The 17,089-nt window shown below is 63.8% G+C and carries 11 protein-coding genes; 3 read left to right on the plus strand and 8 right to left on the minus strand.

Features of this window, described 5'->3' with window-relative positions; translation table 11 throughout:
* The 3 genes from KDK82_RS06310 to KDK82_RS32630 all read right to left on the minus strand — a co-directional run bounded on the left by KDK82_RS06310 (position 1) and on the right by KDK82_RS32630 (position 4,395).
* Entirely contained in the window at positions 1-1,794 is a 1,794-nt protein-coding gene (locus KDK82_RS06310; RefSeq protein ID WP_088164295.1) for a methyl-accepting chemotaxis protein, read from the minus strand.
* 69 nt (positions 1,795-1,863) lie between these two features.
* The gene (locus KDK82_RS06315) at positions 1,864-3,348 is read right to left on the minus strand and encodes a helix-turn-helix domain-containing protein (RefSeq protein WP_256974399.1); all 1,485 of its coding nucleotides are present in this window, start codon (positions 3,346-3,348) and stop codon (positions 1,864-1,866) included.
* Between the two features lie 294 nt (positions 3,349-3,642).
* Positions 3,643-4,395 carry a porin gene (locus KDK82_RS32630; protein WP_256974493.1) on the minus strand — a complete coding sequence of 251 codons (753 nt, stop codon included), beginning with the start codon at positions 4,393-4,395 and terminating at the stop codon, positions 3,643-3,645.
* Between KDK82_RS32630 and KDK82_RS06325 the strand changes: the two genes are divergently transcribed.
* The 3 genes from KDK82_RS06325 to KDK82_RS06330 all read left to right on the plus strand — a co-directional run bounded on the left by KDK82_RS06325 (position 4,321) and on the right by KDK82_RS06330 (position 10,927).
* The gene (locus KDK82_RS06325) at positions 4,321-7,098 is read left to right on the plus strand and encodes an RHS repeat-associated core domain-containing protein (protein WP_143343395.1); all 2,778 of its coding nucleotides are present in this window, start codon (positions 4,321-4,323) and stop codon (positions 7,096-7,098) included. The genes KDK82_RS32630 and KDK82_RS06325 overlap by 75 nt on opposite strands.
* Before the next feature lies 1 nt (position 7,099).
* Positions 7,100-7,504 (plus strand): hypothetical protein, encoded by a 405-nt coding sequence (locus tag KDK82_RS31765; protein ID WP_143343396.1) that lies wholly within the window; start codon positions 7,100-7,102, stop codon positions 7,502-7,504.
* 564 nt (positions 7,505-8,068) lie between these two features.
* Positions 8,069-10,927 (plus strand): midcut-by-XrtH protein, encoded by a 2,859-nt coding sequence (locus tag KDK82_RS06330; RefSeq protein ID WP_088164297.1) that lies wholly within the window; start codon positions 8,069-8,071, stop codon positions 10,925-10,927.
* Between the two features lie 54 nt (positions 10,928-10,981).
* Here the strand turns inward: KDK82_RS06330 and KDK82_RS06335 are convergent, their stop codons facing one another.
* From KDK82_RS06335 to KDK82_RS06355, 5 genes are all read right to left on the minus strand, one after another.
* A complete protein-coding gene (locus KDK82_RS06335) occupies positions 10,982-12,235 on the minus strand; it encodes a ferritin-like domain-containing protein (protein ID WP_088164298.1) in 1,254 nt (417 codons plus the stop codon).
* Between the two features lie 8 nt (positions 12,236-12,243).
* Positions 12,244-13,110, minus strand: coding sequence for a phosphate/phosphite/phosphonate ABC transporter substrate-binding protein (locus KDK82_RS06340; RefSeq protein WP_013801769.1), 867 nt, complete (start codon positions 13,108-13,110; stop codon positions 12,244-12,246).
* A 63-nt stretch (positions 13,111-13,173) separates the two neighbouring features.
* The gene (locus KDK82_RS06345; protein WP_088164299.1) at positions 13,174-14,283 is read right to left on the minus strand and encodes an acyl-CoA dehydrogenase family protein; all 1,110 of its coding nucleotides are present in this window, start codon (positions 14,281-14,283) and stop codon (positions 13,174-13,176) included.
* A 293-nt stretch (positions 14,284-14,576) separates the two neighbouring features.
* Positions 14,577-15,806, minus strand: a complete 1,230-nt coding sequence (locus KDK82_RS06350; RefSeq protein WP_088165441.1) for an EAL domain-containing protein — start codon at positions 15,804-15,806, stop codon at positions 14,577-14,579.
* Between the two features lie 416 nt (positions 15,807-16,222).
* Complete coding sequence (locus KDK82_RS06355; RefSeq protein ID WP_088164300.1) at positions 16,223-17,017, minus strand: AraC family transcriptional regulator; 795 nt, start codon at positions 17,015-17,017, stop codon at positions 16,223-16,225.
* Positions 17,018-17,089 lie beyond the last annotated feature (72 nt).

Genomic DNA, 17,089 nt, shown 5'->3' on the forward strand with positions numbered 1-17,089 from the left:
CTAGAACTGCTCCCACTCCTCCGCCAGCTCGGCTGCCGTGGCGCGGCGGGGTGCCGTGGTCCTGGCGGGCAGCGCCACAGGTGCGCTGGAAGCCGCCGCCGCTGCCGCGCGCAAGGGCTTGGCGGGGCGGGGCACGGCAGGGGCCAGCGCAGGAGACGGCCTGGCGGTCTGTGCGCGCGCCAGCCCGGCCGCTGCCACCGGCGCGGACACGGCCTGTGCCCGGGCCTCCCTTTCATCCAGGCGGAACACGCTGACCAGCTGCACCAGCTGCGCCGCCTGCTTGTTCAGGCTGTCGGCAGCGGCGGCGGACTCTTCCACCAGGGAGGCGTTTTGCTGCGTCACCTGGTCGAGCTGCTGCACGGCGTCGCTGACCTGGGTCACGCCCTGGGACTGCTCCTGCGTGGCGGCACCGATGTCGGAGATCAGTTCGGCCACGCGGTGCGTCTGGGTGACGATGTCGTTCATGGTGCTGCCGGCCTCGGCCACCTGGCGGGAGCCGGCGGCGACCTTGCCCACGCTCTCGCTGATCAGGCCCTTGATCTCCTTGGCCGCGTTGGCGCAGCGCTGGGCCAGGGAGCGCACCTCCGAGGCGACCACCGCAAAGCCCTTGCCCTGTTCCCCGGCACGCGCGGCCTCCACGGCGGCGTTGAGCGCGAGGATGTTGGTCTGGAACGCAATGGCGTCGATCACGCCGATGATTTCCTCGATCTTGCGCGAGCTGTGCGTGATGTCCTCCATGGTGCTGACCACGCCATGCACCACCTCGCCGCCGTGCACCGCCGTGGCGCTGGCCGACCGGGCCAGGCCCGAGGCGCTGCGCACCGTGTCCACGTTCTGCTGAATGGTGGCGGTCATCTGCTCCATGGAGGCAGCCGTTTCCTCCAGGTTGGCGGCCTGCTCCTCCGTGCGCACGCTCAGGTCGGCATTGCCCGAGGCGATCTGGCTGGCACCCGTGGCAATCGATTCGCTGCTGTGGCGCACCTGGCTGACGATGTCTGCCAGGCTGGCGCGCATGGAGTTCAGCGCAGCCAGCAGGCTGGTGGTGTCACCGGGCCGCAGCGCCACGGCCACCGCCAGGTTGCCCCTGGCGACTTCCTGCGTGATCTGCGCCGCGTAGGCGGGCTCCCCGCCCAGCAGGCCCGTGATGCGCCGCGTGATGGCCCAGCCCACCAGCGCGCCTATGGCCAATGCGGCCAGCGCCAGGGACAGCATCAGCCGCCCGGCAGCCAGGGATTTGTCCTCGGAGGCCTGCGCCGTTTCTGTGGCGCGCACCTGCTGGTGGGCCAGGATGTCATTGATGGAGTTGAAGAACGCGTCCTGGCGTTTGCGGAACTCCCCGCTTTCGCCAAGCATGGCCGAGACGGCCTGCAGGTCGTGGCGCGTGGCCGCCTCCATGAATTGGTCGAGCAGCGGCAGATAGGCAATGCGCGCGTTCTTCATGTTGTCGTACAGGGCAACGCCCTGCGGTGTGCTCAGGCCTTCGCGGAATTTCTCCATCAGCTGGCTGATCTTCTGGCGCTGTGCATCCAGTGCGGCCTTGGCCAGCTTCTTTTCCCCGGCGTCCTCCATCAGCGCCATGCTGCGCACGCCGCGAAAGATGAACTCCACCGAGCCCTTGATCTCCACCAGCCGGAGCAAGCTGGTGATCCGCTTGTCGGCCAGGTAGGCCACATCATCGGAGGCCTGTACCAGCTGGGCGCGGCCATACAGCGCAATCGACAGCGCGATGGCAATCAGAATCGAAAATCCCAGACCCAACATGGAGCCCGTCTTCATGTTTTTCAGGTATTTCATGCGTATTCCTTTCAGTATTCAATATGGCTGCGTGCCACGTAATCGGGCTGCATCGCATAAAAATCCGGATCACGCCAATCGATGATGGCGCACCCAGACAGACGGCGGTATTCCATAATGTCCGGAGAAATCTCTGGAAAATGATGAGAGCGAGGAATAACCAAGCTGCGAGGAAATCTGTCCTATGCTCTGGTCGGTGGTGAGCAGCGATTCGGCCGCAAGATGGATACGGCTTTGTCTTATATATTCACCGATACTGCACGACCGGCTGTTGCGAAAGGAAACCTCCAATGTGCGCCGGCTGACGCGGCAATGGTCGGCAATGGTCTGGATCGGTAGTTTCTTGTCCAGGTTTTCTTGTATGTATTGGAGGGCGCGCTTGACATAGGCGGGTTCCAGATCGTGCAGCCGTGCCTCGTCCATGGCCGTGAATCTGGATTTCTCCAGATAGGGGCTGATGGCCATGCTCTTGAGCCGCATGATGTTCAGCGCCTTCAGCGTGGACAGGGCGCCTGCAAAATCGCCCTGCGTTTCCTGTATGTGGTACTCGTAGACCAGGGCATTGCGGCACAGGCCTTCCAGCTGGTAGGTCTGGGCCGTGGACTTTGCCAGCATCACCGCCTGCAGGGCCTGGGCATATTGGCGCTTGCTGCAGTGCACCAGTGCGCTGCTCAGCCAGGCCCAGCCGGCAATCGGCGGGTTCTTGATCTGGTGACGGACGCCGATGCGTTCAATGGCACGGATCACGCAAGCGGCCTCGCGGCGGCCCGCATCCAGCCCTTTGACCGAGAGCTGCAGCAAATCGCTGTAGGGCCAGGCCAGGCCCGTTGGCAGCTGGCGGCCGACCCGCTCCAGCAGCGCCTGCAGGTCGGCGCTGTCAGGTGCCGCGGCGCCGAGCTGGACCAGGCCTGAATCCGGGGGCGGCCCGCACCACAGATTCTGGTGATTCTTGTAGAGATAGATCTTCCACAGGATCTGCGCCCTGGCCCAATTGATCAGGGCGGACAGCCAGGGCGTGATGCCCGGCGCCATCAATGCGAAATCATGGTCCTTGCCTTCGATCAATTGCAAGGCGGTATCGAGCTCGCCCAGCCGGCTGTGCGCCAGCGCCCTCACATAGGTGGCGCAGGCCATGGATTCCGGCTGCAGCAGCGCGGGATTGGCCATTGCCGCAGTGGCCAGTGCAATCGCATTGCGCTCTTCGCCCAGCTGGCAATGGATGAAGGCGGCTGCAATACGGCATGAGACCACGCGGTCAGGCATGCGGTGCAGCTCGAAAATGGCCTGTGCTTCCTGCACATATCTGAGCACCAGCAGGGGATATACGGAAGGCTCTGGCCATTTGCAGGCCTGTAGCAATTCCTCGGCCCGGCTGATTTTGTTATATCCAGTATCGGCTTGCTGGTGATGGGCGGATATTATTCTCCATAATCTGGATGCGCTCTCATCTTGGTGGCCGTGGATGTGGTGCGTCAAAAGATTGAATGAGTAAGAATGCTTATATGAAAAAATCAATGGCCAGGCGGGTGCGATGCATTTTCCAGATGAATGCATCGGCAAGGTGCTTCACAACACCCTCCTGGGGAAACACTGATTGACTGGAAGAATCTTACAGGCCAGAAAAACAATTGTTTACATTTGGATTTTATTTTTCTTGCCGGATCACGCAGGCACTTGTCTTTTTGCGAAACTTTCTCTCTTGCAAATCGCCTAATTCGCTGATTGGACAGACTTTTTCTGATTGGAAAAATCCATTCAAATAGGCGAAATATTCCCTGGATTCCATGGGGTTGTTACAACGGCCAGACTCCCGCCAGGCCGCCCTGTCGGCATGGCAGGCGCTGGCAATCAGAATGCGTGAGATATGCCCAGCACCACCGAGCTGGGCCGGCTGCCTGCCTGGACCACCGGCCCCGCATTGCTGGCGGTGTTGATGGTGAAGGCGGCACCCGCCTCGTTGTGGATGCGGCCCACGCCCGCATAGAGCTTGGTGCGCTTGGAAAGCGAGTGGTCGTAGCGCACGCTCAGCGCACGCGCATCGCTCTGGGCGCGAGCCTGTCCATGGTAGGCACCATAGGACAGCAGCCACTGCCCCGCCATGCCCATGGGCACGGTCACGCTGGCCTCGTAGAAACGGCCCTGGCTGCTGGCGGCGGCAGGCAGGTCGTCGCGCCGCGTGGACAGCAGCAGCGCCGCGCGCGCCACGCCGAAGTCATAGGCTGCGCCCAGCAGCGCATAGCGGTCGGTATTCACGGCCGTGGTACGCCGCTGCATCCACGATGCACCCAGTGCCCAGGGCCCGGCCGCATAGTCCACGGAGCCGCCGTACAGGCTGGCCACGCTGGAGCCCGCCGCCTCGCCGAACGAATACATGCCGCGCACCGTGAAGCCGCCCATGTTCGGCGACTGGTAGCGCAGCGAATTGCTGGCGCGCAGCACCGTGCCGTCGCGGAAATAGTTGGCCGCGTTGCCCCAGATCAGGCCGGTGAGCGCATAACTGGCCAGCGAGGTGTGCAGCGTGGTGTAGTGGCGCCCGGCCGTGAGCTGGCCCCAGCTGCCGCCCAGGCACAGGCACAGGCACAGGCACAGGCAGACAGCCAGGGCACGCGTACCGAAACCACCACTTACGACGCCTTCAACCGGCCCGTCAAGGCCACCGACGCCTGGGGCAACAGCCTCACGCACAGCTACGACCCCCAGGGCAACCGCATCGGCACCACGGCCGCCACGGCATCCGCCCCGGGCGGCAGCGTCACCACCATCGAGTACGACGCCCTGAACCGCCGCACCAGCCAGAGCGGGGCAGGCGGCACCACCCGCATCAGCTACGACAAATCCCGCCGTGTCACCCAGTTGCTGCACCCCGATGGCAGCAGCACCAGCACCCGCTACGACAAGGCCGGTCGCGTGGCTGGCGAAACCAGCAGCACCCAGGCCACGGCAGGCGCAGGCAACACCATCCTGGACACCGCCTACACCTACGACGTCAACGGCAACCGCGTCGGCAGCAGCAGAACGGAATCCCTGTCTGCCGCCAATCGCAGCGCGGCCCTAAGCGCCCATCTGCCCGGAGGCAGCAACAGCGCCAGCCACAACCGCACCCGCGTGGAAAGCTGGACCTACGACGCCCAGGACCGCCTGACCAGCCACACCACGCCCGAGCGCCGCACCACCTGGCAACTGGATGCGGGAGGCCGGCGCATTCAGCAGAACGTGGTCGCCACCGTCGGTGCCACGGGTCCGCCTGTCGGCAGCCCCAACGGCCTGGAAACCGGTGCCTCCGCACCTGAAGGCACGCTGGACTACCGCTACAACGGCCGTGACCAGCTCGTGCAGATCAGCGGCGCGGCCAGCACCAGCTACACCTACGACGCCAACGGCAACCGCCTCACGCAGGCGCAGACAAAGGGTGCCGTCACCTCCAGCACCAGCTACCACTGGAACGCCCAGGACCAGCTCATCTGCGTGGACCAGGACCACGGCAGCGGCGCGCAGACCCTGGCCCAGTGCCGCTACAACGCAGGCAACCTGCGCGCAGAAAAATTCCTCAGCAACGCGGGCCTGAACAAGGCCACGCAAGGCAGCGCGGCCACCTACAGCCCGCTGGCGTATGAGCGCATCCAGTGGGATGGCCTGCACGCCCGCCGCAGCTTCGAGATTCGCGGGACAGACAACACCCAGACCCTGCACAGCGACACCGACGCAGCCGTGCTGGCTGGCAACACCGCCCCCTGGCTGTTCAACCGCACGCAATACGCCAACGGCCTGGGCAGCACCAGCAGCACCACGCAACTGCATGCGGACAGCAACGGCAACCTGGTGGCTACCGTTGCCAGCGAAGGCGGCACGGCCAAGGCCGACAGCCTGCTGCTGTACGGCGCCTACGGCAGCGTGGACAGCGAAGCCAGCGGCAACGCGGGCGTAGGCCTCAAGAGCAACGGCCACAGCTTCGGCAGCTACTACGCAGACCCGGAAACGGGCCTGCTGTACGCCAGGGCACGCTACTACGACCCGGCGAGCGGCCAGTTCATCAGCCGTGACCCGGTGGAGGGTGAGGCGAGGCTGCCGATCACCTGGGGTGCGTACCAGTACGGCAGGTACAACCCGTATCGGTATACAGACCCCAATGGAGAGTGCGACAGCTGGCGTGACTGCGGGACCAAGATTGCCGGTGGCCTGGTTGGCGGTATCGGGCTCACCGCCGTCAAGGCGGTGGAAGGCACGCTGGACACCGCCAGGTTCATCGGTGACGGCTACCTGGGCCTGTTTGGCAGTGAAGCAGCGCAGAGAAGAAACAGTGAGCGGCTGGACCTGATCAATGGTGTCATAGACAACGCAGGCCAACTGCCCTCTGCAGTCAGGCAAGCCATCGCCAACATTGATGAAAAGGCGCAAGCGGAAGACGCCAACGGCAACACCTTCACGGCAGCGATGCTGCGTGGCAACTATGCCGGTGAAATTGGTCTGGCCATCGCAGGCCTGCCCCAAGCGGCCCGGAGTGCGGCGAGCCTGGCGGACAAGGGTCTGGCGGGTGCGGGCAATGCTGCGGCGAAGGAGCGAGTGGTTGCCAGGGCGCTGGCGAGGGAGTTGCAGGCTGCGGAACCTGTGTTGGCGGCGAAGGCGCCAGAAGCGCCGCAAGTTCGCACCGTCGATGTGCAAAAAGACACAACGCACAGAATTCTGAAAGAACCGGATACGCTGACGTCTGCTGCAAAGATGGAAATGCAGCCGGCGAGCAAGACGGCGGGGTTCGACGGAAATGATGCGGCGCCCGATGCGAGGGATCCTATAGGCGCATCTGGTCCCAAAAATACAATAGCTACGGCTAGTTCTGGCCAGTTGGCCGAGTTGCGACCGGGAACCATGCTTTCTCGGCGTCAAGCTGAAATTCATGAGAAGTTAGCGACGCAAGGAAGTATTGGGGAATTCTCAAAGAAAAACGTCTCAATGAACGACTTGCGGGCAATTGGTCAAGTTACTGGTGATGAATATAGTATGTTCACTTTGGGCAGCAGGAGACTAGTTATAAGAGGATATGGAAATGAAATATCAGTTTCTCAAGAAATGCTAGATGGTCTTTTGGCGGGTAATTATGGGAAATGGTCGGGTCACACTCACCCGCCTGGCTATTCTATTAACCCCGATCCAGCGGATAGACCATTTCTTCAACAGATGGGGCAGCAGCGTAGCGCTATATGGGGTGACGGCGGGCATCATACGTTCGGTCAGCTTCCATCAGACGACGCAATCATTCAGTCTGAAATTATGCGTAAGCAATGGTCAAGAATCTATGGGGGAAATTAGAGTGAAGAAAGATAATTTGACTAGTGAATTTGATAAGGCTTTTCAACTGTTCTTTGAAGGTTTTCTGGGAATTTATCCAAAAGAGACTTGGCCTTCTTGGTTTAGAACTTCTACTAACTATGGAGGTTGCAAAAAAAGTGAAGGAGTTTGGGAATTTTGTTTTACAGGAATTCCTTCGTCAGTACTAGGCGCGGGAGACTCTTGGGAAGAGAGGAATGGTGGATATATTCTCGTCAAAACCGATCCTGATACTGGTGCGAAGCGTTATGTTATATCTAATGCGTCAAATGAGGTTTTTGTTATTTTTAAGGCTGTTGTTGACATAAATTCTGAAAATTTCTCAGTTGTTTTCAGTACCGATATTTATGAAATTGATGGTCGAGATTTGCTACCTTTGAGGAAGTAGAGGGGTAAATCGAGTGCTGGCAAAAAGCCACAGAATCTGGACACTGGTGCTGCAACTACGCTGAACTATCGCGACAGCGGCCCTGACCAGCTAGTCAGCGTAGATAAGGATCACGGCAATACCGCTACAACGCAGGCAACCTGCGTGCAGAAAAATTCCTCAGCAACGCGGGCCTGAACAAGGCCACGCAGGGCAGCGCGGCCACCTACAGCCCGCTGGCCTATGAGCGTATCCAGTGGGATCTGCACGCCCGGCGCAGCTTCGAGATCAGCGGCGCCGACAACCGCAGACCCTGCACAGCGACACCGACGCAGCCGTGCTGGCTGGCAACACCGCCCCCTGGCTGTTCAACCGCACGCAATACGCCAACGGCCTTCAAGTGGCGTGTACCAGGAAGGCTTCTCAGCTGCCAATTACCTGCTTTCAGGGATATGCGCTGCGCAGGCCGTCGTCTAGAGTAAGAAATTGTCAGCAGCGCAGTCATTTGTGGCCTGCCTGAAGGCAGTGGCGGGGACCGCTCCCCGCCTGTTCGGATCTTCGGATCTTTTCTTCCAGGCCAGACCCATGCTGCAACTTATCCAATTCCTTGCCCGTGGCACGGGGCTCGCACAGGCTTTGGGCGCCTTGGCTGTGGCCTGTGCCGTGCCGGCAGCCCAGGCGCAGAGCATCACGGTGGCACCGCTGGCAGCCGTGGCGCCGGCGGCGATTCCTGTGGACCACCCTGGCGCTCTTGCGCTGCTGGCGTTGGCCTTGGGGGCCTGCCTTGTGCGGGGTGTGCAAAAAGGGCGGATCTCCCTGGTCGGCCTGCGTGCCTGGGCCATGGGCGGTGCTGTTGTCATGACCGCAGCCACGGCGGTCTGGGGCGAGCGGGTGCAGGCCCAGATTCAGGAATTGCAGGAAGCCTTCAACCAGGCCGCAGGCGAGACGCTCACCGTTCCCGTGCAGACGACAGCGGTGGGTGCCGATGGCGCGCCGCAGGGCTTCCTGCCCGTGGTCTACCGCAACCAGACGTCGGTGCGGCTGAAAATCACCGGTATCACGGACCCTGTGTGGAACACCTGCTTTCCGCTGGGCGTGCCGGGCACGATTCCCACGACGGCCGCGCGTCCCGGCAGCGCCTGCGCGGTTGGCACCACGCTGGAGGCGGGCGGCTCCTGCTGGGTGGATGTGGCGCAGCTGTGCGCCAACGCGGCGGCCACCGCGCACGGCAGCCATGCCAGCGTGCTTGCGCCCGACAGCGTGCAGGTGGACACGGCCGGGCAGCGCACGGGCAATGTGCTGTCCAACGATTCCGATGCCGATGGGGCGCTCGTGGTCGCCAGCTTCACCTATGAAGGCCAGACCGTGGCGGCCGGCAGCTCCCGGAACGTGGGGGGGCGCGGGACCTTCGCGCTGCAGGCAGACGGCAGCTTCACTTTCCAGGCGGATGCGAACTACAGCGGCGGCCATCCGCTGGCCATCGGCTACACCGTGCAGACCGGCGCGTCCAGCACGCTGAGTGTTTTCGTGAACCGGGTGCCCGTGGCCGGCAACGATACGGCCACCACCGATGCCGATACATCCGTCACCATCGCCGTGCGCGGGAACGACAGCGATGCGGATGGGGACAGCCTGACCGTTTCCGGCATCACCCAGGGCACCCACGGTTCCGTGGTCGTGGATGCCGTCACGGGCAATCCGGTCTACACGCCGAACGCCAACTTCACCGGCAGCGACAGCTTCACCTACACCATTGGCGACGGCAGGGGCGGTTCTGCCACGGCCAGCGTGTCGGTGACGGTTGCTGCTGCGCCCTCCGGCAATCAACCGCCAGTGTCTGTCTCCGATGCGATAGTGGTGGCCGAGGGCGCTGTGGCCACGGTCCTTGCCAGCGGTGCAACCAGCGTGCTGGCCAACGACACGGACCCTGACGGCAATCCGCTCGTCGCGGTGCTGGTGACGGGTCCGGCGAACGGGTCCCTGACGCTGAACGGCAATGGCACCTTCACCTATATCCACAACGGCAGCGAGACGGTTTCCGATAGCTTCACCTACCGTGCCAGCGACGGGCAGGCCATGGGAAACATCGTCACCGTTTCCATCACGGTCACTCCCGTGAACGATGCACCGGTTGCCGTGGCAGATCAATTGATGGTTGCCACGGACATCCCGTGGAGCATCAGCTTTGCCACGCTGCTGGCCAATGACACGGATGCCGACGGCGACAGCCTGACCATCACCTTGGCTCATTCGCCGGTCAATGGCAGCCTTGCATTGCAGGCGGGCGGGGTGCTGTTCACGCCCGCTGCAGGCTACGAAGGACCGGCCAGCTTTCTCTACAACGTCAGCGATGGGCGCGGCGGCACCAGTATCGGCACGGTCAATCTGTCGGTTGGAGCGGCCAGCGCTCCTTCGGTCGTTGTCCTGAAGTCCCTGCTGGCCATCGCACACGGCACAGGCGGGACCAGCGTCAGGTTTCCGATAACCACGAAGCTGGTGGATACGGATGGCTCGGAAACCCTGTCGGTCAGGATCAGTGGACTGCCCACCAATCTGTCCTTCAATGCGGGTACGAACCTGGGTGGTGGTGTCTGGCAATTCACCGAGGCCGACCTGCCCAATCTCATCCTGAATCTGCCTGGCAGCTACACCACGAGCGCCACGCATCTCACGGTCCAGGTCACGGCGACGGAGGTGAGCGGCGGCTTCACGGCATCGACATCCACCGTGGTCACGCTCAAGGCCTCATATACGACCGTGGATATCACCACGACCGAGAGCAGCAGCTATACGGGCAGCTCGGCCAACGAATACATCACCGGTGGCAACGGCGCCAACACCATCAACGCCGGCAGCGGAAACAACATCGTTATGGGGGGCGCTGGCGACGACAACCTGTCGGCGGGCGCGGGCTCCGATGTGCTGATCGGCGGCAGCGGCAACGATACCCTCAACGCGGGATCGGGCACGGACCTGCTGGCCGGAGGCTCCGGCGACGACCTGTTGATAGGCGGCGATGCGGGCGAGAGCTTTGTGGATGTCTTTGTCTGGTCGCTGGGAGATCAGGGGGCGGCGGGAACGCCGGCCTTGGACCGAATCCAGAACTTCTCCACGGCGGCAGCGGGAACCAACGGCGCAGGCGGTGATGTACTGGACCTGCGCGACCTGCTGCAGGGTGAATCCGCAGGCCCCAGCAATGCCGCAGGCAACCTGGCCAACTACCTGCACTTCGAGATCACGGGAGGCGATACATGGGTCCATGTCAGCCACACGGGCGGCTTCGGTGCAGACTCCCATGCGGTGGGTGCAGGCTACTCGGCATCGGCCGAGACACAGCAGATCATCCTGGAAGGCGTGAATCTGCAGGCGCTGTACTCCGGCGCCACCACGGACGAGCAGATCATCACGCAGCTGCTGAACAACAGCAAATTGATCGTGGATTGACCGGCGCTGTTCCTGTGGCGATCGGGCACCGGGCATCGGGTCCGTTTCTCGTGCCTACATGAAATTGCGCGTATGCAGCGAAGCCAGCCGCTCGGCATGCCCACGCTCAAACCCCAGCCGCAGCAGCTTGGAAAACCGGCCGTCGGCCATGTCGCGCATGAGCTGCTGCACGCGGGCGGCGCCGCGGGCCAGGGCTTCGGGGGTGAGGGCGCCGGCGGCGATGAGGATCAGGGCGTCGAAGACTTCCTCGTTCAGGCCCGAGGTGCCGGCCAGGTTGTCGAAGCGCTGCTCCACGGCCTGGGCCAGCTGGTGCTGGAAGCCGGGCTCGTGCTGCAGGCGGTACAGCAGGTGGGACATGCCCAGGGCCACATGGCGCGCCTCGTCGCGCGCGGCCAGGCGGCAGATCTGGCGTGTGAGGGGGTCGGGCGCCTCGGTCTGCAGGAACTGCAGCAGGTGCACGAAGGTGCCTTCGCCCAGCACCGACAGCAAAAAGCCCGCCACGGAAAAATCCGTCTCGTCCAGCAGGCTCTTGAGCGAGGCCTGGCCGCCCGCCGTGGACAGGGCGGGCTCGCGGCCGTGGCGGCGGATGCGGCGCGTGAAGACATCGATGTGCCGCGCCTCGTCGGCCACCTGGATGGCCAGCGCCGCCTGCAGCTCGCGGTAGTGCGGGTGCAGCTGGCCCAGAAAGCGCGCAGGCACCAGCAGGGCCGCGTTCTCGTTCTCCACCATGTAGGTCATGAGCTGGACGATGGCGTCTTCCACGGGTGCGGGGAGCTCGGGTGCATCGCACCAGTCGATGTCGGTATCGGCATTCCACTGCGCGGCCACGGCCTGGGCGTAGAGGTCGGCGGCGCTGTCGGTCCAGACCTGCAGCTTGTCGCTGAGCCGGAAATGGAAGGCCGGCGCCCCGGCTTCCACCTGCGCGCCACGCGCGGCCAGGCCCCAGAAAGGCTGGGCCTGCGCGGCCACGGCATCGCCGCCCGCGCGTGCATCGCTGCGGCCCGTCTGCGCCGCGCCACGCCAGCGCCCGGACTGCGCGCTGCCGCGCGCCACGATGGCCATGGCCTGTGCTGCACCCGCGCCGTCCTCCCAGCGCAGGCCGTGGCCTTGGTCGCTGCACCAGCCCGACAGCTGGGCCTGCCAGCCCGGCGCGCTGCCGGTCACGCGCAGCTGCCCGCCCACGGGCAGGGCGGCCAGCGCGTGCTTGACCAGAAGATGGGCACCGGCATCGAAGCCCAGGCCCTGCAGGTCGATGACAGGCAGGGTGGAGGCGGGCAGGGCGCCGCTGTCGAAATCAGGCATGGCCATGGCGCGTATCAGTAACGGTAGTCCTGCACGGTGATGCGGCCTTCGGCGTCGTAGAAGGCCTCGTCCGTCACCGCGCGCTCCAGCAGGCCGTAGCCCGTGCCGCGGCCCGGGTGCCAGACCTTCAGGCCTTCCAGTTCCAGCAGCGGGCGCACGGCCGCGTCGTCCCAGGACATGGCCAGCAGGATGTCGCGGAAGGCGGCGGCGCGTTCGGCATCGATGTGCGGGCCGGCCGTCATGTTGCAGTGGTCGAAGGCGCCCGAGGTGGCCAGCACGCGCGTGCCGCCGGCCGGCAGCGTGCCTTCGCGCGCAAAGGCCTGGTAGTTCTTGCCCACCATCCATGAAGCCTGTATCTCGCCGGCCACCATGGCGGCGGCGGCCAGGCGCTCCCCGCCGATGTGGTCGCCGTGCTTGCCGCCCAGCACGTCAAAGCGGCGCGCCGTGTAGTCGCGCCCGGCCACCAGCCCTTCCTGGCGCAGATGGTCCAGCGGGATCAGCGTGGCCTGGGGCGAGTCCACCGCACCGAAGCCCACGGTCTTGCCGCGCAGGTCCTGCACGCTCTGGATGGGGCTGTCGGCGGGCACGACCAGCAGCGAATGCAGGTCCAGGTCGGTGTCGCGCATGGCGATGGACTCCACGCGCAGGCCGCGCGCGCGGGCCATGCGGTCGGCGCGGACAAAGGCCAGCGGCGAGTTCCAGGCCAGGTGCACATCGCCTGCGATCAACGCCTCGGTCAGCGACTCGTAGTTGGAATAGAGCACGTAGTCGAAGTAGTAGCCGCGCTCGATGAAATACGCCTTGAAGCCTTCCCAGATGGTGATCACCTTGGGGGCGTAGGCCACGGCGCCGAGCTTGATCACGGGGGCGGTTGTCGTCATTCGGAAGTCCTTTGCTGGATGGGGAGGGGGGTTGAGGCTATCGACAGGATCTGCGGCGCAGGTTCAGGCAGCGGCTTCGCACATGGCCTTGCCGAGCATGTCGTAGATCACGTCGGTGGTGGGCGCCATGACCGAGGCGGCACGCGCATCGCGGAACAGGCGCTCTATGCCCAGCTCCTTGCGGAAGGCAGCGCCGCCGCACACGCGCATGGCAATGTCGGTCACCTCCAGCGCGGCTTCGGCGGCGGCGGCCTTGGTCTGCAGCAGGCGCGTGCGCGTGTCGGGGCGGGCGGCCTGCACGGCGGCCACGGTGTCGTCGCGCAGCAGGCGCGCCTGCTCCAGGCGCAGCTGGGCGCGGGCCAGGTAGGCGCGGATGGTGGGCAGGTCGGCCAGCGAGCTGCCGCTTTCCGCAAAGCGCGTGCCCGCCACATGGGCCACGGCGCGGCGCAGTGCGCCCTGCATCAGGCCGATGGAGGTGGTGGCGATCAGCGTGGGGAAAAACGGCATCAGGTGGCGGCCCTTCACGGCCTCGCCCTCGCCATCGGCGCCCAGCATGCGGGCGCGCGGCACGCCCACATCGCGCGCCTCGATGGGCGAGGAGGCATTGCCGCGCAGCCCCATGCCGTTGAAGCGCCCGGGAATGGACAGCCCCGGCAGGCGGCTGTCCACCAGCCACAGCGTATTGCCATCGCCCTGCGTGGCGCGCGAGATCCAGACATAGGAATCGGCCTCGCCGGCCGAGGTAATCATGCTCTTGAGCGCATTCAGGTGGATGACATCTTCAGCGGCGGTGGCCGTGCCCGTGGGTGCCCAGATATGGCTGCGCGATCCGGCCTCGGACACGGCCAGCGTGGTGATGTGGCGGCCGGCGGCAATGTCGCGGCGCACCTCGTCATCGGCAAAGGGCTCGATCAGCGCCACGCCGCAGTAGTGCATGGTCAGCACCATGGCCGTGCAGGGGCAGTCCTGGGCAATGCGTTCGATGACCTGTACCGCCTCGGCCAGGCCCTTGCCCAGGCCGCCCACCTCGCTGGCGCTGATCAGGCCCAGCAGGCCGGCTGCGGCCAGCGCATCCAGCGCAGCGCGCGGGTAGCGCGCCTGCTCGTCAATCTGCGCGGCCTGGGGCGCGATGATCTCGCGCATGAGGGGTTCGAGTTGCTGCAAAACTTCCATCTGGGTTCACCGTAGGCATGCCCATGGCCGCCTGCCGAGAGGCACTTGCTGGAAGTCTGGGGAAATGCTGGAGCGCCGCGATGGCCGCTGGACGCGCCTGCCGCATGCAGACCTGCAATGGCGGATGGGCTGGGGGAAAGAATGCGAAAGATTATGCGCCGGGTGCGCGACGGCCGGGCGCAATTGCCGGTGGCGCTTGATTTCGGTCAATTGGTGGCTGGGTACTGCCTTCGGCGATTTCGGCCAACAGGCGGCCGACAGCCAGACGAGGAGGCCTGCAGGAAGATCGTGGTCTATATTGCAGCGCCCATTGCCAGCGCCTCTTGCGGCCCTATCGGTTTGGCAAAAAAGTAGCCCTGGGCCAAATCCACGCCCAGGCTCGCCAGAGTGTTGAATTCCTCGGCTGTCTCCACACCCTCGGCAACCACCACGCTTCCTATCTCGTGCGCGAAGCTCGTGAGGCCCTTGGCCAGCGCACGGCGGCTGCGGTCGGTATCGACATCGTGCGTGATGCTCATGTCCAGCTTGATCATGTCTGGTTGCAGATGCAGGATGTGCCGCATGCTGGAGTAGCCGGCACCCGCATCGTCGACTGCCAAGGTCGCGCCCCGGCGCCGCAGCGGCGCCAGTGCATCGGCCAAAGCCCTGTAGTCATCCACGGCGGCATGCTCCGTGATTTCCAGCGTCACGCGCGAGAGATCCCGGTCCGAACCCAGAAGCCTGGGCAACTGCCCCGACTGGATCAGCTGCGGCGAGCAGTTGACGGCGAGCAGCCAGTCGGTGGGCAGGCTGCCAAGTGCGCCAAGCGCTGTGTCGATCGCATGGCGCTCCAGCTCCAGCCCCAGCCCCACCTCGTGCGCTGCCTTGAACCACTGGTCGGGCGGGCGACGTGGCTCCAGGTCAAAGCGTGACAGACATTCGAAGCCATGCAGCTTGCCGGTCGCGATGGTGTATACGGGCTGAAATACGGGGCGCAGCGCATTGCCTTGCATTGCAAGTCGAATTTCGTGCGTCACTTTGTCTCTTGCATGCCGGACGGCAGAAGTCGCACTGAAATGAAGTCCCAATAAATCGGAGAATGCCCGCAGCAGTGACATATCGTGCACATTCAGCGCAGGATTGGGCTGGTGGCTGAAGCAGCACAAGGTGCCGAACAATTGGTTGTCATCCAGGCGGATGGGAACGCTCAGGTGCGAGCCGATAGGAATGGTGTGCGTTTCCGGTATCTCCTGGGCAGCGGCCAACAGGGAGGTGTCGGGAATCAACTCTGGCAACTCGCCATTGACGACTTTCTGGCAATAGCCCTCGCTCAATGGAATCTTCTGATGCTGGAAAATCACTCCGGCAGTGCTCTCGTCCACATGCTCCAGCACCCGATCCTCTTCCCGGAATCGGGCTACAAAGGCGACATCCATGCCGAGATGCCGACGAACGACAGACAGAACACGGTCGACTCCATCCAGTTCAATGGCAAAAGCGAAAATTCTGCTCAAAGGTGCGAATGTGGATTTACGAAGGGTCATTTCGTTGATCTGCTCTATCAGATGTGTACGCACATTGAATTCACACGCTGCCTGCGGGCTGGCTATCCTCGGTTCCGAGTGCGATGGCCAAGCGGTGCGATATGAATTGATAAAAGGAATGAATTATCATTAACCAGCTCCATTGACCGATATGCGGCAAATCGTGGTTGCGCGCGATAGAAAATCCCAATCGCATCTCCAGTTGCAATCTCAGTGGCAACCCCGTTTGCAACCCAAAGCAGTAGTGAGAAGAACAGACTTAAGTATGCGCGGTTGAAGTGAGCAGGTCGAGTCCGTCTGTTCGGATTGACAATAGTTATGAAAATCCAACACGGGCAGCTGAAAGAGCCCGGCACTCCCTGGAAAGCCCGTCAAGCCCTATGTCCTGGCTGTGGCTGTCTCAGGTGCTCCATCGGTCATTGCTTGCCCGTGTGACGAATGCGGGCCAGGTACTGGCTGGGCGTCAACCCCAGAGTCTTGCGGAAAGCGGCGCCCATGTGTGACTGATGGCTGAAGCCGCAATCGAGGGCGATACCCGCCAGGGAATGGGTGTCTGCCAGCATCATGGAGCGGGCCGCCTGTACGCGGGTTTCCACAAGAAAGGCATGCGGCGTCATGCCCAGCAGCTGGGAAAACTCGCGCAGAAACTGCAGCGGCGTGCGATGGACCATCCGGGCCAACTGGGCAATGCTCAACGGCTGCGCAAACTCGGCCGCCATGCGCTCCAGGACAGGGCGGTACACCGGGCGCAAGGCCTCGACGCGGGCGGTGGGCGCATGGCATTGCCCGGCCATGAAGCACAGCGCGGCCTGCTCGATGGCCAGCGTGTCCGGTTCGGTGCTCAGCAGCAGCTGGCGCAGTTGGTGCGCCATCTGCAAGGCGCTGCGCTGCCCGGGCGTCACAACGCGCCGTGCCTGGGTTGCAGACGCTCCCTCGCTGAGCCATTGTTCCCAATGCGCCTGGGTGCAGCGAACCACCAGGTACTCGCCGCCCGTGGCCGATTCGGAAAACACGTCGACGCCCGGCGGCGTGCATGCCACCGTCCCGGGCCAGGTATCGAAGTCGACGCGGCGATCGCTGGCAATGGCATGCACGCCTTGCTGGCGCTCCAGCGCGATGCCCAGCGAATGCAGGCGGGTCGGGTCATGGCTGCTGTAGGGCGTGCGGCCCAGCAGCTGCACCTCGAAGCCCGGTGGTTCGTGATCTGTCATTGCTGTAGTGCCTTGTATGGCCCTTGCCTTGCCTTGCGTTCCTGAACTGAAATTTCCTGATAGACGCGAAAT

Origin of the sequence: Delftia sp. K82 (genome assembly GCF_002193035.1) — a bacterium.
Lineage (GTDB): Bacteria > Pseudomonadota > Gammaproteobacteria > Burkholderiales > Burkholderiaceae_C > Comamonas > Comamonas acidovorans.

Coding starts and splice junctions, on each gene's coding strand:
- KDK82_RS06335 (WP_088164298.1), bottom strand. CDS start 12,235: ATGGCCATGCCTGATTTCGACAGCGGCGCCCTGCCCGCCTCCACCCTG.
- KDK82_RS06345 (WP_088164299.1), bottom strand. CDS start 14,283: ATGGAAGTTTTGCAGCAACTCGAACCCCTCATGCGCGAGATCATCGCG.
- KDK82_RS06355 (WP_088164300.1), bottom strand. CDS start 17,017: ATGACAGATCACGAACCACCGGGCTTCGAGGTGCAGCTGCTGGGCCGC.
- KDK82_RS06315 (WP_256974399.1), bottom strand. CDS start 3,348: ATGCATTCATCTGGAAAATGCATCGCACCCGCCTGGCCATTGATTTTT.
- KDK82_RS06350 (WP_088165441.1), bottom strand. CDS start 15,806: ATGACCCTTCGTAAATCCACATTCGCACCTTTGAGCAGAATTTTCGCT.
- KDK82_RS06330 (WP_088164297.1), top strand. CDS start 8,069: ATGCTGCAACTTATCCAATTCCTTGCCCGTGGCACGGGGCTCGCACAG.
- KDK82_RS06340 (WP_013801769.1), bottom strand. CDS start 13,110: ATGACGACAACCGCCCCCGTGATCAAGCTCGGCGCCGTGGCCTACGCC.
- KDK82_RS06310 (WP_088164295.1), bottom strand. CDS start 1,794: ATGAAATACCTGAAAAACATGAAGACGGGCTCCATGTTGGGTCTGGGA.